The following is a 15842-nucleotide window of genomic DNA, read 5'->3' as shown; positions in this document are numbered from 1 at the left end:
TAAACGTTTTGCATTTAAACCTACTTATTATGAAGCCAGCTAAAAAAATCGTTTTATTCATCCTATTTTTTATTGGATCACAGTTTATACTGAGCGCATACAATCAACTTACAGTTTCTGATGTGCGTTTTGCCAATTATGTCCGGCCGGGAAGTATTGACAGTGCATTTTTGGTCGTACGTTCGAAAGGGCTATATACAGAGCAGAGCATGTATCTTACCATTTCTGCGCGAGGACAGGGATTCAAAGTTACGGATTCATTGGAAATAAGCTATCGGTTTGATTTGCCGGCAGGTGCAATTGTTACCGATACCTGGTTGTGGCTTGATGAAAACACAATAAGTAAAGGCAAACTCTATGATAAGTGGACTGCATCCGGCATATATGAAAACATAGTTAAACGCAGAAGAGACCCATCTTTGCTTTTTAAAGAATCTGCTACTCAATATTTATTAAAAATATTTCCAATGAGTGGTACGGGTTCGAGGAAAATAAAAATCACCTATCTCATACCTTCGACAATAGGTCGGGATAAATTATCCTCCCAACTGGTAAGTAATTATTTAAATGTTGGGTTCAGTAAAGTTGATTTGCTGAAAGTTGTATATTTTGAGCATGCTGGCTACACATCTCCGGCTGTTTTCAATTCAAAGGGCGAACCTGTCAGTTTATATCGGAAATCCGATCCAAGCGGAGCAATCTACTATAATGGAATAAGTTTGTTTAAAGACTATAGCGAGAATATGGAATTTATAGTCCAGGTATTAAAACCATCGCCAGTTATTTTTTCCACTTTTGAAAGAAACGGTGAGCAGTATTATCAGCTGGCAATAGAACCAAATTCTTTTTTGGAATCAAAACCTACACACAGTCTGATGATTTGTCTTGATCTGGACATGTCAAATATTGTAGGAAAAATTCCTGTATTTAGTTCCATCATTACCAATCTAAAGAAAGAACTTGGAGATAAGGATGAATTTAATGTAAGTTTCACCAAGGGGTTTCAATATCAACTATATTCTACGCAATGGTTAAATGCCACCGATGATAAAATAGAAGAAGTATTTAATAATATTTCAAACCAGATTTCTTCTATTTCTTCCTCAGCATTGTTGATGAATGAAACTTTGCATTGGATGATTAATTCAGGGGCCGGTGGAAATATTCTTTTTATTACATCAGGAGCGGGATTTCACAATGTCAGTTCGGCAAATTTACTTATTGAAGCGCTAAAATCCGAAGGACTTGAAAGAGTGCCATTTCATATAGCGGATGTTAGCTCTGTAAATGTAAATTGCAGTAATTATGGAAGCCAGTATTTTTGCAATAACCAGTATTTTCTAACTAACCTTGCTAGGATAAGCAGGGGAAGCAGTAATGTTTTTTTAGGAGGGCAACAATCCTTGATTGGTACCATTGGAATTGCTGTGACAAATTCAGTACCTGTCCTGACCAATCCACAGATTTATCCAAAGCCCTTAAATGGCTACACGTATTCCAGGTATCATCCAGTGACATACGATAAAATTGGATTGAATGAATTCATTTTTCAGGTTGGAAAATACAAAGGGGAGCTGCCTTTCTTCATAGATATAACAGGTGAGTCAGAAGGCAAGGTTTACAATAAATTTTTACAGATCGATTCTTCTTACCTTGTGGCGACAGACAAAACATTAGAGCAGATTTGGGCAGATTATCAAATTAAATATTATGAAGCAGCAGGAGGGAAGAATCCTGCCAGAATTAGTGATGCGATTAGCCTTAGCATCGATTCCAGAGTAATGAGCTTGTATACAGCTTTTTTGTGTCTTGAAGACAGTAGTTATTTCTGTCCAAATTGTGTGGATGAAACTAAAACAAGTACAGGCACGAAAGTGGATAAGAAAGATGTTCAATTTATAGTTAGTCCGAATCCATTTACTGAACAAATACAAATTGTGTTGAATGCGGTTTCAGATCATGTAAATGAATTGGCGCTTATACAAGTTTATGATCTCCAGGGTAAATTGATGTACCAGACAAGGGGAGGAACCTGGGCTGGGGAGGTCTTAAGCTTTGACTTAAACTTGTCTGAACTAAAATCCGGAATGTATATACTTGTGGTAAAGTTAAAGGATAAGGTATTCAAGAAAAAGATCATTAAACTGTAAGTGTAAATTTGGATATAATCCGATACCAGGATATTTTGGATCCTGATTGACCTGAGTGTCGTAAAGTAGGCTTATGTTATTTTTCGTTTTTTAAATGCAGGAAATCTAATATGGAATTTGAATTAATTCATGTTTTTAATGTTTTGCCTGAAGTAATTTTTACGTCTTTTCTGGATTCAAAAGCGCACACCGAAATGACCGGGGCGGAGGCAAATGTATCAGATCGTGAAGGTGATGAATTCACTGCATGGGATGGATATATCAGTGGTAGGAATGTGGAACTTGAACAAGGAAGAAAAATTATTCAATTCTGGAGAACCACAGAGTTTGATGAAGGGCAAGCGGATAGCTTGATCGAAATACAACTTGAGCCGACTGAAGATGGACAAACTGTATTGAGATTATTACACAAAAATCTTCCAGAAAGTGATGACCAATATATTAAAGGTTGGCAGGATTATTATTTCAAGCCGATGGAGATTTATTTTAATTCATTAAAGAGGTAAATACTACATTTATTTTTATTCTTAAACATCAAAGATTTCTATCTTAGAATTTAAGAATTGGATAAAACAATTTGCAATTGCTTTGTGGTTGAAAATTTTAATGCTACAAGACAATTATTTTCTTTACTAACTTTTGATTGGTATCCAGGTTAATATGGACTAAATACATACCTGAAGGTATATCATTCAGAGAAATAGATATTTGTTCTTCAAGAGAGAATTCCTTTCTGAATTTGATTACTCCATTTAAATCCTGGATAAAAACAATACCAGAAACATATTCATCAAATTGCACCTTGAAATTATCCAAAGCAGGGTTTGGAAAAACACTCCACTGAACATTCACCTGTTGATCTTCATTACTGGAAACATTGCAATTAACTTTGTCATAGGTAGGTTTTGCGGTTATTGCAAAAGTACCGATTCCATCCGGGCATCTTTCCAATGAATTGTCTGTTGGTATTGCCCCGAAGCTCAAACTGTCCAGGATGGTTCCATCCGGTCTGGATAAAATAAGTTCCTCACCACCGGCCGACAATTTAAAATTGGCATGAAGTCCAGTTGGTTCCGAGCTGTCTTCATCCAACCACATAACCAGTCGTCCTTTTGCAGGAATTACCGTTCCTTTTGGAAATTCCCATTTATCTTTTTTGGTAAAGTCATCTGAGAAATACAGACCGCCAAGATCGATTTCCTGGTTTGTATTGTTGTATAACTCCGCCCAATCTTCGTACTTATCATCACTCATATCCAAGATATAGCTTTGGTTGCTGCTCATTAGTTCGTTGATCACAACTTCTCCTTTTTGCAGAAGAGGGTATGGTTCACTAGCTTCCAAAATGTGGTATTCGAATTCGGCTCTTTCAGGAGAGAAAATTCCTGCCTGGGTATTTTCTGCATAAATATAATATTGAGTTTTTCTGGAATCAGGAATCACAAAATTCCCATACACCCCATCACCTGCCAGTCCATCGTGGTGAAGACCATCATCAAATAATATTTTCTTTTCAAAAGGACGGCTCTTCTTCCTTCTAAAACCAAGATAAATCTCAGCCTTAGAATCTAAAGTAACGTTAATCCAAACAGTATCCTCAATCTTCGGAGAAGCATTATCCCAATTAATTTTTACAATAGCAGGTGGAATCGCGTTGAATTCAGATATTGTTTTAAAATAGTTGAGGCGGGCGTTCATTAAAGTTGAAATTCCGGGCACCGCACCACCGGGCCCACCACCTGATGAAATAGCTGCAGTCAAAGAAGTTTGAAAAGCAGAATAAGTGGTCAGACTATTTGGGTCTGTTTTAACCAATGAATCCACAATGGTTTGATATTTTTTAGCAATTACTTCAAATTCTTTATTGGCAACAAATTCATTACAGAATGTTCTTACGTGGGCAGTATACATTCTTTTGTACTGAGGAACCTGTAATATTTTTTGAATCAATGGTCTGGCTGCGTTTGTTTCCCCATTGAAAAAAGGGATTTTATCTGTTGTGGTACCGCCACCTCCACCTATGCCACCGGGAAAGCCGCCTATACTCATGTTGAGATCCCAAATGATTGGAAGAAAGCGACCATAGTCGTCTTCATAGAGATAGTAATTTTGGGAGAATGAACCGGTATAACTGTCGTAATTCGAAAAAACACTATTGAATGCATGCATCCATATTGCTCTGTCGATATCCATGATTTTAGGGAGTGCTGTAGAATTATTTTTTAGTGTGTCCATCAACGCTATTAATTTGGCCCATCCAAATCCATTTTCCATTCCATAATAACTATAATATTTAGTGCTATCATAGGTATTAAACACCAAATTGCTTGTTGAATTTACTCCGGGGCGATCCGGATTACCTTTGACAAATACGTGATCTGCACTGCCAAAATGATCACTACAGAATTTCTTATTAACAGCCTCCACATTGGTATACAAGCCGATGTATTTGTCGTTAATATAGACCTTCGAAAAGTTAGCTTTGGAGCAATCCATATAATTGGAAAGTATATTGTAAGACAAAGCTTCACGAACCGCTGAAGGGTCTGAAAAATTGTTTCCCAGCTTTATACTGGAATAATTTTGATAATCCTGTTTATCCAAAATCCAGTCCAACTTAATGTGGAGAGGGTTTTTTACATAGGTATTTCTATAAGAACTATTGCCCTTGTATTTAACACCCACACTATCAAACAAAATACCGTTTATAAGGCATGATTTTGCAAGAATGTAGTCTTCCTTTCCGGCTTTGGCAGTATCCAGACGGTAATCCCAATTGTCGTAATCAAAATATATCTTAATTTCCTGAATCTCATGGATGTCATAGAAATCACTATTTTGACCCAAAAGGTAAGCAAGGGGAAATAGGATGCAGTAAATGGAAAGAGCAAGCGCTCCAAATGTCTTCAAGGATATCTTTTTTGAATTCATAAATTGGTTTATCGTCTAAGAGGAAAGTACAAAGATATGAATCCCTGGACTCTTATATAGAAAGAGATCAAGAGGCCTTTTTGTACTCAATCATATAGGATTAAAATAAACCAATCGTTTTATGGAATTCTAAATTGGGGTCAATAAATACTTCATTCACCACCAATTTTTAACGCTTATTGAAGTAATTAGGCAAATTAATAAAAAGCTGAATGAAATATGTCCCTAAATTGAAGCTTGCCATTCATTTAGGAAAACAAAAGGAGATTACTTTCAAAAAAGCGAAAATCCTTTTCTGTCTACATATGAAAAAAAATCAATCTCCTCCATTCAATTCATCACTGAATTGAAAAATTTCTAGGATAAAGAAAATTCTTTTATAGGATCGTCTTAATTTACAAAAACCATCAAGCCTTTAAGCCTAATTTTCGGACTTTAAAGAGTTGAAGAACCAAATAAATCAATGTACCCCAAACAGAGAATATAATGCCACATGCCAAGGTAAGTAACCACATTGGCACCTTGTCTCCTGTTGCCCAAAGGGATCTTTTACCATAAGGATTGGTGTAGGAACTTGCATTGCCCCATGGCACTTTCATTTCATAGCTTAGATTTCCATAAACATCATTGTCCTCTATTTTTGCAGCAATGAAAATCATTCCCTGAGCGTCACCGGGTATTGAATCAATGGTGAAATCGACGATGGCTGTACCTGAAGAATCGGTCGTTGCTGTAGCTTCTTCCCCAACCGGCAAAATGGAAGACAATCTTTTTATCCCCACGCGTACTTCCACGTCAGCTACCGGTGTCCACAAGGTATCGGTAAGTTCGAGGCAGGAAATTTTAATTTTACGAACATCCTCTTCGTTGAGCGTGTCCAACAATAATTTGAATTTTGTGATTTCGGTTTCCGTTTGTAGAACGCCCATTTCATCTACTGAATCCAGGATGGCGATGAATTTATGTTGATTGGATTGTTTCCATGCGTCTGCGAACGCTACTGGAATCTGGATGTTTGCTCTTCCTTCAAAATCCGTTACAAAACTTCCAATTTTATTTGACGCCTCCGTTTCATCATTTAGAAAGACGGTCAGATTTCTTTTAGCCAATGGTTCCAGGTTTGTTTTTGATTTTAACATTCCCTGAAAAACCAAATAATGAATTTCATTTTGGATGTTGAAATACTTTAGACTTAGAAACGGTTTTTTCTTTACGACTTCCGCAGTATCTTTTTGAGCCCATGAAGGGATTGCAAAAGCAAAAATGACTACCGGCAGTAAGTATGATTTAAATAAGTTGTTCAGCGTTTTCATCTTCTCCTGTAATTGTTTCATGAATAGGAATAATAGGGAAAATCCTGGCGAATATGGTAATCACCAACAAGGCCCCGGCCAAGGATCCCATGGCTATGGCCCATTCTTGCCAGGTAGGGAAATAGAACATAAATTTCTCGGGCACATCCTGCATCGGTAAAAAAGGATGTAGTAGGGTAGGCGTAACGATCAGATATCTTTTAAACCATGCACCCACAACCACCATAACACCTGCAGCAAATACCCAGGTTGGTTTTCGACCCTGTTTAGTGATCAATATGGCTATTGGCAAGAGCATACCGACAATAATAGCAAACCAGAACATTGGTGCAAAATGTCCGGTAAAGAGTTCTGTTAAGTGCGCCTCTTCCGGCTTTTTCATTTTAAATGCCGGAACAAGATATTCATTGATGTTAAAATAAAGATATAAAAAGGCGAGTAAAACTACAGCCTTGCCCATTCTTTCAAAATGCATGTCTGTAATGTATTTTTCTAACTTATACACTTTACGAAAAACATACATCGCCGTCACTACACCACCGGCACCGACCAGAAAAGCACCGGATACAAAATAAGCCCCGAAATTTGTACTGTCCCATCCCGGTCTGTATGTTGTTGCAAAAAGCCATGAAGTCACGGTGTGGATACAAAAGGCAACGGGGATAATCATAATACTCAGAATGGTAATCGAATGATTGTTTATTTTCTTTTGATCTGCGGACCCTTGCCAAAAAGATCCAAGAAAGCGATACAATTTGTTAAGCCATCCTGGTTCGGTGTTTTTATTTTTGATCATGATTTTCAGATCCGGCAACAGGGGAAGGTAAAGTAGTAAAAGACTGATCAAAAAATAGGTGCCGATAACTACGACATCCCAAACTATTGGCGATTGTAGTCTTGGGTGCAAAAACAAGTTTAAGAGTCTTTCCGGACGACCCATGTCCACAATGATGATCAAGGATGCGAAGAATATTGCAGACACCGCAATGATTTCGGCAATTCTAGTTATTGGAGTACTCCAATGGATATTTGCCAAACGGAAGATGGCAGTTATTAGCGAACCAACCAAACTTATGGCAACAAAGAAAACGAAATTGGATATGTATATTCCCCAGGAAACATAATCTCCCATAGCGGTAACAGTAAGTCCATCTTTCAATTGGAGAAAGTAGGCATATGCTCCAAATGCACAAATCAAGAGCAAACACGCTACCCAAATCGTACCCATCCTTCCAAATTTTTTTGGAAGTAGATCTTTAATTATTTTGTCGGATTTAGCAATCGATGTAGAGTTCATAGGTAGGAATTTAATGTTTGGTCATTTCTTTTTCCCTTGCAGCTTCATTTTCTAATCCTGCTTCATAAGGGAAGTTCCTGTTCACCGGTGGGAGGTAGTAAACACTTGGTTTGGTTCCTAAGTCCTCCATAAGTCTGTACCCGGCTTTATCTTTTATGAGTTCAGAAAATTTAAATGTTTCGGCGCCATTGGTCACAGAATCTTCGTTCATATCACCGAAGAAAAACACCCCGTTTGGACAAGAAGAAACGCAATGAGGCAATTCACCTTTTCTTACCATGTCGGGGCAAAAATCACATTTCCCGACTGTTCCTTTTTTTTGTGGAACACTTGTCTCACAATGGTAAGGTTGCTGGGCGATTTCTAATGGAATTTTTGGTTCTTCCCAATTAAAAACCCTTGTGGAATAAGGGCAAGCGGCCATACAAAATCTACATCCTACACACCTGTCGCTATCGATGAGAACAATCCCATCCTGTCGTTTGAAAGTTGCGTCCACAGGACATACCTTTACGCAAGGAGGTTCGTCACAATGCATACACGTGGTTGGTTGCCAATAAGGAGCAGAATGATCGGCATCTTGCATGGAATAAACCTTTATCCAACTTTGACCTGGATGAACATGATGCATATGGTTACATGCTTCTTGACATTTTTTAAGGTTTTTACATCTGGAAAGGTCGATGACCATCGCAAATTTTTTACCCGGAATTCCAATTCTTTCTTCTTCGTTCGACAGATGCGGTACATCCGGAACAGGCTTTAAATATGCTTTATCTACTTCTATGATCTCTCCTGTGACAGATAGTAATTTTACTTTTTCTCCGGATGGCTTTACCTCGTCGCCGGGATGAAATGGGTTAGCTTTTTCTCCGCATGACGACAGAGCTAAAACAGTAAGTAATCCCTGTCCGATAAAATCTCGTCTGGAAGTATCTTTTTCGTCCTTCATTTTAAATTTGTTTAGAAGTCAACTATTTTTTAATCCAATGCAGCAGCTCTGTGGTGAGCATTTTGATGCCACTTTTCTTTACATGTTTATTTTCTACTTCAACCAATCTGCCATCCTGGGTTAGAAATTTTGAAGTGCCGGGCGTCTCCATTTTGTTGAACAGTTTTGTTTTGAACAAAGACGCAAAGGCAATTACAGAAGTCCCCCATAGGATAAAACTTTTTCTTGTGATCATATTTTTTGTCATAATTGTTCAAAATTTAAAGTGGAATAACCGTGCTCGCAGCTGACACAGCGCGAACAACAAGCAATAAACTAACTACAAATAGAAATTGAAGAATGAATCCCGGATCTTTAGACACTACAAAATGAGGTAGGGTCGGGGATTAAAAAAACCTCCGCTCGAATCGAAAGATTCAAACGGAGGTTTAAGATGATTATTTTTTTAGAGATCTTACGAAATTGACCAAATTCCACAAATCATCCTGATCAGGTATTTTTTTCTTAAAACTCGGCATGTCATCGCGACCTGTAACGGTTTTATAGTAAATAGACCCATCAGATTGACCTTGAAAACTTGCAGTGGTAAAATCGCCAGGTTCGGTTTTGAGCTGGGCGGCTTTTGAACCATCCCCCTTGCCCGTTTTACCATGACAAGACTGACAATGTTTAACCCAAAGTGATTTGCCGGCAGCTACGGAAGCCGGGCTGGTTTTAACCGGATTTGCCATGGAGGCAGATTTTGCAGGTGCATCCCATGGCTTTTGTGCTGAAACTGCATTTGTCGATAGGATCCATGCAGTAAAGATAAAAGCGAAAGCGAAAACTAAATTTCTCACGATTTCTGATTTAAGTGATAAAATAAAAAATGATTAGAACACACACACCCTTGAATTCAAGCACCTTCGGTTGAAATTACAAGAAACATAGTGCAATGTAGTAACACAATTTGTTTCAACAAATGATTGCGGTCATTCGTTCCGATGATTTTCATGTCTATCTAATATTTTCCTTTTTCTTTAATAAGGAGGGATACCAGAACAGGAAGAAGGCTTAAATTACATATAAGTCCAAAAATCAACACCAAGGTTATCAATAGTCCAATATAAAAAATGCTCCCAAAGTCAGAGAACATCAGGCTCATAAACCCAATCACCAGGACAAAAGTATTTATGGCCATTGGTTTGGCAATTTGTAAGAATGCAGCCCTTAAACCATCCTCTATAGATTGATTTTTCTTTACTTCTGTTCTGTAGCGATTTATGTAATTTATGGCATTATCCACGGACATGCCAAAAGAAACTGAAAAGATAATGGCTGTATCTGTCTTTAAAAATATTCCAAACATTCCCATTATACCAGCCACAAAAGCCAGGGGCAGGATGTTGGTAAAAGTCACAATAGGAATGATTTTCCAATTTCTAAATAAAAATAAAGAGATACATGAAAGTAATATCAATGCAATCACTAAACCAGGCAAAATATTCTTAACCAGGTATTCCGGTATTTTATCCAAAATTTGAGAAGATCCGGTTAGGGTGTATTTGATCTTTGAATTCAAATGATTTGCGGAAAAGTAATTTTCGATTTTTTTTTCTACAGCTTTAAAATCCTTGAGGTTAATATCCGGCATTTTTCCACTGATCCTAAGGGTGTTTCCATCGGCGGACAGATATCTCATCAGATCTTCACCATATTGGGTTTGGTTGATTTTTTCTTTATAAATAGCCAATTGATCTTGCTTTGAAGGGAGAATATAATTTTGAGAGGAGCCACCTGAAAATGCTTTATTTGCTGCTTTATACATGGGAATTGGCGAGAGGATAAATTCTAAATTACAACTGTCTTTAAGAAATTTTTCAATTTCCTGGACATTGGTTAAGGTTTCAATATGATCAAATGACTTTTGTGGATCCACAGCGTCCAGTACCATTTCAAAACTACGCATTCCTCCAAATTCGCGTTCCATAAAATCTTTGTCTGCAAGTATCGGGTGGTGTTTTGGAATTTCTCCGATTAAGCTGCCATTTACTTCCACCTTACTCATGAAGTAGATTGCTGTTGTAAGCGCAATTAAGTGTGTAGTAATGACGGTAATTCTGAATTTTAAAAGGTTAGTGAATGTTTTATCCAAAATCCTATGCCAAAATCTGGAGGTGTTTATTATTGAGTTGGAATTATTCTGAAAACTACTTTGAAAGAATAAATACAAAATGGTTATGGTCAAAATGCAAGAAATGCAAATGCCAATAGCGGCAAATTGGCCAAAACTTCCGACAGGATTTATTGGAGAAAGAGAAAGCGTATAGAACCCCAGAGCACTTGTGGAGGAGCTAAGAATGGCCGCTAAACCAATTTGACGAAAGGTTTGATTTGTTGCTTCTGATTTGGACAATCCGGTAAGGATCAGTTCTCGGTATTTGGTGCTCAAGTAAATGATATTGGAAAGGCTTATGGTCGCGATTAAGGGGGGCAATAGGCTGGACAAAATACCAATAGGATGTTTTGAAAGAGATATTACACCCAACATCCACACTACAGATATAGAAATTATACCCAATGGAATTATGGTATCTATTGCAGATTTATAAATCAGGTATAGGGTAATGCAAACCAAAAGAATGGAAAGGAAAAGGAATTTGAACAGATTCTTTTTTATTTCCTGAGTGTATGCTGCTTCAACTTTAAGTTTGCATGCAGAGTGGGCTTCATCAAAGTTAAATCTGGCAACTAAACTATCTATACGGGTTACGAGTTCTATTTGTTTGGCCTTGCTGAGATAATCATTAATGAATACACTGATGGCTATTACCGGGCCATTTTTACCAATGAATAAGTTGCGGTATTCAGGTGCGTTAAATAATCTAATGGAGTCTTCAATATATTTATCTGGCGTATTGAAATGGATAAGGGGTTCTATGATTAAATTCTCTCCAACGTAGTAAATATTACTTGTATTGGATATACTGTATACTTTTAAGATGTCGGGTAAATTATTTAACAGAAAGGTGAGACTATCTATTTTTTTAAGAAATAGTTTATTAAAAATTCCACTGTTATTTTGCAAAGCAATGATTAGGGCATTTTCATCTATACGGGCATTATATTTATCCTGAAAATTGTAATAGAATTCTACATCTTTATCGTGTTTTGGAAAAAAGTCTTCTATCTGAAAGTCAAATGATAAACTCTTAAATGAAATCAGACTTAATAGAGTAATAAAAGAAATAATTGCGAGAATTGGCTTTGACTGGATTTCTTTCATTTCTCTATATTTCAGGATCAAGAAACATTTATGGTAACAAGCAAAAGTTAAAAACTTATTTTTTTTTCATTTATTTAATGAAGCTGAATTTTTATTTATTGCTTGAAATAAAAGTAGATTGCCTGATCGACATTTGTCATGTCCACTAAAACGGGAGGCTTTTGGCCATTATAGAGGAACATCCCATATGGATCATTATATTGATTTAGGTCAATGGTTTCTAGTCTTCCATTTGTATATTGAAAGGTCAGAAATCGACTGTCCGTTTCGTCCAAAATATGGATTTCAGGCCAATCTTTTTTAAGTACTATTTTGGCATTGCGAATCTGGAATTCATATTCATGCATACTTCCTTCAAAAATCCATTGCTCTGTCAGTGATTTTATTTTTAGGAGCTGAATGCTATCCGGTTTATAAAAGACAGCGGAATTTGGAATAATGTATAGAGTGTCCTGATTGCTGCTTGGTGGCTTAACTTTAGTACCTGAATTTTCAGTGGTTTGGGTTTGTTCTTTTTTATTATTTTTTCCACAACTGCTCAGAAAGGACAAGCCAAATGTAGAAATGATCAAAGCAAAAATTAAATGAATAGAAAATTTCATAAAGTTATTTGATATCCAATGGAAAGATATTAAATAATTTAAAATGCCCCGTGAAAATTAATTCTACGGGGCATCAATAAGATTCGTAATAATTCAGTTTAACCTGAATAGATGATTTAATTGAACAATCTGGTAATATTAAATCCAATCAGGAAATTTCCTCCCTTAACGGTATTGTTGTTCACATTTTTATATTCAAGTGGACTGTTTGCGTTGAAAATATTATTTCTCTGAGGATTCAGGTAATAATAGTTTCCGGCGAAAATCTGAAATGCGTGACCACTGGTGCCAAATTCAAAACCAAAGGAAATATTTGGATTTGGATTGTTGGCAGTATGCTTGGTAATTGGTTGATCATAGTTAGCTATAAGCGACATGCTTTCTGTGAGTTTGTATCTGCCGCCTACTGCGATGGCGATATGTTCATGTTTCATTTCATTCGCTACCTCTTTGATTTCATAGCCGGAACTGTCTGTTCCTGTAACTTTGTAAAAACCATACACAAAATTTTGCCAGGATATACTTGGCGCCACCTGAACAGAAAATTTATCTGTGATTTTGCGGGCTATAATCAGTTGGTTAAAAAATCTGAGTCGGTCAGTTTCATTTTTATAAAGCGTACCATCCTCATCTTCTCTAAGGTCATACGATAAATTGCCAAAATAGCTAACACTTACAGGCATGGCCCAACTGTCCTGAGTTTGTTTAAGGATGGCATACTTGGCGCTTCCATCCAGAATCATGTTGGATTTGGTCAAACCAATACCTAAATTAAGATTATCTATTGGAACATAGCTGACTCCCAATCTAATATTAGAAGGAGCAAAAAGACCATATAGATCTTCGAATCCATTTTTTACTGTACCGAATCTGTGTTGAATATCAAATTCAAACGTACCCTTTATTGGAACCATCACAGATTGATTGTCAATGAGCCAAACACTTTCAAAAGTGTTTTTAACGGCTTTTCTAGCCGGCTTGTCCATAGTCTCTTCTGCATCTTGCGCTAAACCGACTGAGCAAACAGTGCAAGCAAGTAACATAAAGAGGATGAAGCTCATGTTGAATTTTATTATTGAATTAGCTTTCATTTCTTTTGTTTTTGAAATTAGTTATTAGGTGCTCCGTTTCTGATCCAGTCGTAAATCTTTTGTCTGTCCGCTTTTGAAGGAATGTATTCCGCCATCGATCCGTTGATTTGGATATATAGGGTACTTTCTTTCGGTATAAGCGTATTTACAAAGCCACCATTTACCAGATTCCTAAAAGTCAGACTTAAATCATCCATATAAGGCTTGTGATCACCGGGAACATGACAACCCTTGTCTGAGCCACATTTCGTTTTAACCAAAGGAGCAATCTCCTCTTTGAAACTTACCGCTTGTGGTGGGCCATCAGGGTCTGTTTCAGGACTTATAACATCTTTGTAGCATGAATTCAGGAACAACCCAAGAAACAGAACCCATACCAGATTATAAATTAATCGTTTCATGACACTTGATTTTGGGTAAACTATTTATTGTTAAAATTGGCATTGCACTGAATTTCTATAACATCAGAAACACTTGTGCTAACGATACCAAAATCCCTACAGTTAAATTGGAAGCTTAATTGCAAGCCAAATACATCATAAGCAGCAGCGGTACCAAATTGAACCCTCTGTTTTGGAATATAGCTCATTTTACCAGTAATGGTTTTGGTAAGAGGTGCAGCCAATTTTCCCTGATAGGTAAGATCTAAAGTTACGAGATAACCATTACTGGATGGGTCAAACTTCACCTCTTTAGTTTTGATCTTGGCTAAATTAGGATAGCTGAGATTCTGGGTTCCGGCTTCGATGGCTACAGTTCCCATTCCGGCAACATTACAACCTGCATCACGACCAGGTTCCCCTGTATTGGATGTGTTTATTTGGACGTAGCCATTGAAATAGGTTTTTGAAGGTTGATTTTCATAAAAGGCCCAGGAAGTATCCGGCAATGGTTGTGTCGTTACTGCATATTTTACAGCTTTCACATCCGTTACTTCGTGTATGCCAAACTGGTTAAAGCGGCCAGTTAAAAGTCCTGCAGCACCTACATATTTAGTTTGCCACAGCACGCTCGAATGGGACTTGTCGAACTTCCACTCATTGGCATTTCCGGCTGTCAAACCTGGTAAAAATATGAGGGAATCCCTTGTTATTTTCGGTCCGGTTGGAGCATTCACATCGTCATCGTGGGTACAAGCCCAATAAAAAGCGCCTATAGATAAAAACGCGAGAAAATAGATCAACTTGGATTTCATATTCTAAAGTTTAAAAATGGGTTAACAAATAATAAAGCTCTAAGGCAGAAGCCGGCATTCTGCAATTATATGACCTTGGTCATCAGAATGCATGAGTTTTATCAACAATTGTAGAACTTAATTTTGTGGTCTGTGTAAAACCGAAATTAAATTGCTTTTATAGGAATATGATTATGCAACAGAATTCACCTCTAAAGATTGCAAAAGCTTGGATGAAATCTGAAAAGTAACTGATCAATTATTTATTGATGATGTCATGAAGCGATTCTAAGGATTATGGTTTGAATGAATATGAAATAATTCGCATTTTACTGGTTGTGAATTCATAACTTATGAAAGTTTTTATTGGTGAGCCATTCACAATTGAGTATATTAATTTATAGGATTTAAATTATTTTAAACACGCAAAAATTAGGTTTTTCAGTTAAGTTGTGTTATATTTGTTCAAATGGGGCGATCGCTCTTCAAAGAATGATGTTATACATTAGATCCATGGTCAGTTTGCGCTGCAAAATGGTGGTGAAAGATGAATTGCTTAAGTTAAACTTAAAGTTTATCAATCTTGAACTGGGTACAGTTGAATTACTGGAAGACATCAGTGAGTTGCAACGTCAGCAGCTTAAGTATAATCTGATGAAATCCGGATTGGAATTACTGGAAGACAAGAGGGCTATATTAATTGAAAAAATTGCAAATGTAATTGTGGAAATGATCCATTATTCTGATGAAGTTCCAAGAGAATCCTATTCAGATTACATCAGCAAGAAGTTGGATTATGATTACACTTATCTGTCCAATGTTTTCTCAGAAGTGAAAGGTATAACCATACAGCAGTTTATAATAATGCATAAAATTGAGCGAGTTAAAGAGCTTATACTGTATAATGAATTGAATTTGACCGAGATTTCTTATAAGTTGCATTACAGCAGCGTTGCGCATTTATCCAATCAATTTAAGAAAATCACAGGTCTTTCCCCTTCATTTTTTAAGAAGCTTGGAAAACAACGGAAGAATTATCTTGAAAACATATAGAACATTATTCAGGG

At 36.8% G+C, this 15842-nt stretch carries 14 protein-coding genes; 3 read left to right on the top strand and 11 right to left on the bottom strand.

Annotated features, from left to right (window positions below):
• The first annotated feature begins 29 nt into the window (after positions 1 to 29).
• Positions 30 to 2150: a T9SS type A sorting domain-containing protein gene (locus tag IPJ83_15820; GenBank protein MBK7882007.1), complete on the top strand. Its 2121-nt coding sequence runs from the start codon at positions 30 to 32 to the stop codon at positions 2148 to 2150.
• A 110-nt stretch (positions 2151 to 2260) separates the two neighbouring features.
• Positions 2261 to 2656 carry an SRPBCC domain-containing protein gene (locus tag IPJ83_15815; protein ID MBK7882006.1) on the top strand — a complete coding sequence of 132 codons (396 nt, stop codon included), beginning with the start codon at positions 2261 to 2263 and terminating at the stop codon, positions 2654 to 2656.
• Positions 2657 to 2759: 103 nt separating this feature from the next.
• Here IPJ83_15815 and IPJ83_15810 read toward each other — a convergent pair whose 3' ends face one another.
• From IPJ83_15810 to IPJ83_15760, 11 genes are all read right to left on the bottom strand, one after another.
• Positions 2760 to 5081: a CotH kinase family protein gene (locus IPJ83_15810; GenBank protein ID MBK7882005.1), complete on the bottom strand. Its 2322-nt coding sequence runs from the start codon at positions 5079 to 5081 to the stop codon at positions 2760 to 2762.
• 407 nt (positions 5082 to 5488) lie between these two features.
• Complete coding sequence (locus IPJ83_15805; GenBank protein MBK7882004.1) at positions 5489 to 6415, bottom strand: hypothetical protein; 927 nt, start codon at positions 6413 to 6415, stop codon at positions 5489 to 5491.
• Positions 6369 to 7691, bottom strand: coding sequence for a polysulfide reductase NrfD (gene nrfD / locus IPJ83_15800; protein ID MBK7882003.1), 1323 nt, complete (start codon positions 7689 to 7691; stop codon positions 6369 to 6371). The genes IPJ83_15805 and nrfD overlap by 47 nt, the downstream gene beginning before the upstream one ends.
• A gap of 10 nt (positions 7692 to 7701) precedes the next feature.
• Entirely contained in the window at positions 7702 to 8643 is a 942-nt protein-coding gene (locus IPJ83_15795) for a 4Fe-4S dicluster domain-containing protein (GenBank protein ID MBK7882002.1), read from the bottom strand.
• A gap of 22 nt (positions 8644 to 8665) precedes the next feature.
• On the bottom strand, positions 8666 to 8878 hold the full coding sequence (locus IPJ83_15790; GenBank protein MBK7882001.1) for a hypothetical protein: 213 nt from the start codon (positions 8876 to 8878) through the stop codon (positions 8666 to 8668).
• 202 nt (positions 8879 to 9080) lie between these two features.
• Entirely contained in the window at positions 9081 to 9374 is a 294-nt protein-coding gene (locus IPJ83_15785; GenBank protein ID MBK7882000.1) for a cytochrome c, read from the bottom strand.
• A gap of 269 nt (positions 9375 to 9643) precedes the next feature.
• A complete protein-coding gene (locus IPJ83_15780; GenBank protein MBK7881999.1) occupies positions 9644 to 11908 on the bottom strand; it encodes an MMPL family transporter in 2265 nt (754 codons plus the stop codon).
• A 95-nt stretch (positions 11909 to 12003) separates the two neighbouring features.
• Positions 12004 to 12510, bottom strand: coding sequence for a hypothetical protein (locus tag IPJ83_15775; protein MBK7881998.1), 507 nt, complete (start codon positions 12508 to 12510; stop codon positions 12004 to 12006).
• Between the two features lie 116 nt (positions 12511 to 12626).
• Positions 12627 to 13601, bottom strand: coding sequence for a hypothetical protein (locus IPJ83_15770; protein MBK7881997.1), 975 nt, complete (start codon positions 13599 to 13601; stop codon positions 12627 to 12629).
• A 17-nt stretch (positions 13602 to 13618) separates the two neighbouring features.
• Entirely contained in the window at positions 13619 to 14002 is a 384-nt protein-coding gene (locus IPJ83_15765; protein ID MBK7881996.1) for a hypothetical protein, read from the bottom strand.
• Positions 14003 to 14022: 20 nt separating this feature from the next.
• Positions 14023 to 14796: a YceI family protein gene (locus tag IPJ83_15760; protein ID MBK7881995.1), complete on the bottom strand. Its 774-nt coding sequence runs from the start codon at positions 14794 to 14796 to the stop codon at positions 14023 to 14025.
• 471 nt (positions 14797 to 15267) lie between these two features.
• Between IPJ83_15760 and IPJ83_15755 the strand changes: the two genes are divergently transcribed.
• A complete protein-coding gene (locus IPJ83_15755; GenBank protein ID MBK7881994.1) occupies positions 15268 to 15828 on the top strand; it encodes an AraC family transcriptional regulator in 561 nt (186 codons plus the stop codon).
• Positions 15829 to 15842 lie beyond the last annotated feature (14 nt).

The sequence above is a fragment of the Candidatus Vicinibacter proximus genome (assembly GCA_016713905.1).
GTDB lineage: Bacteria > Bacteroidota > Bacteroidia > Chitinophagales > Saprospiraceae > Vicinibacter > Vicinibacter proximus.
The sequence above is the reverse complement of the archived record's forward strand: the minus strand, read 5'-3'. Positions and strand labels throughout refer to the sequence as shown.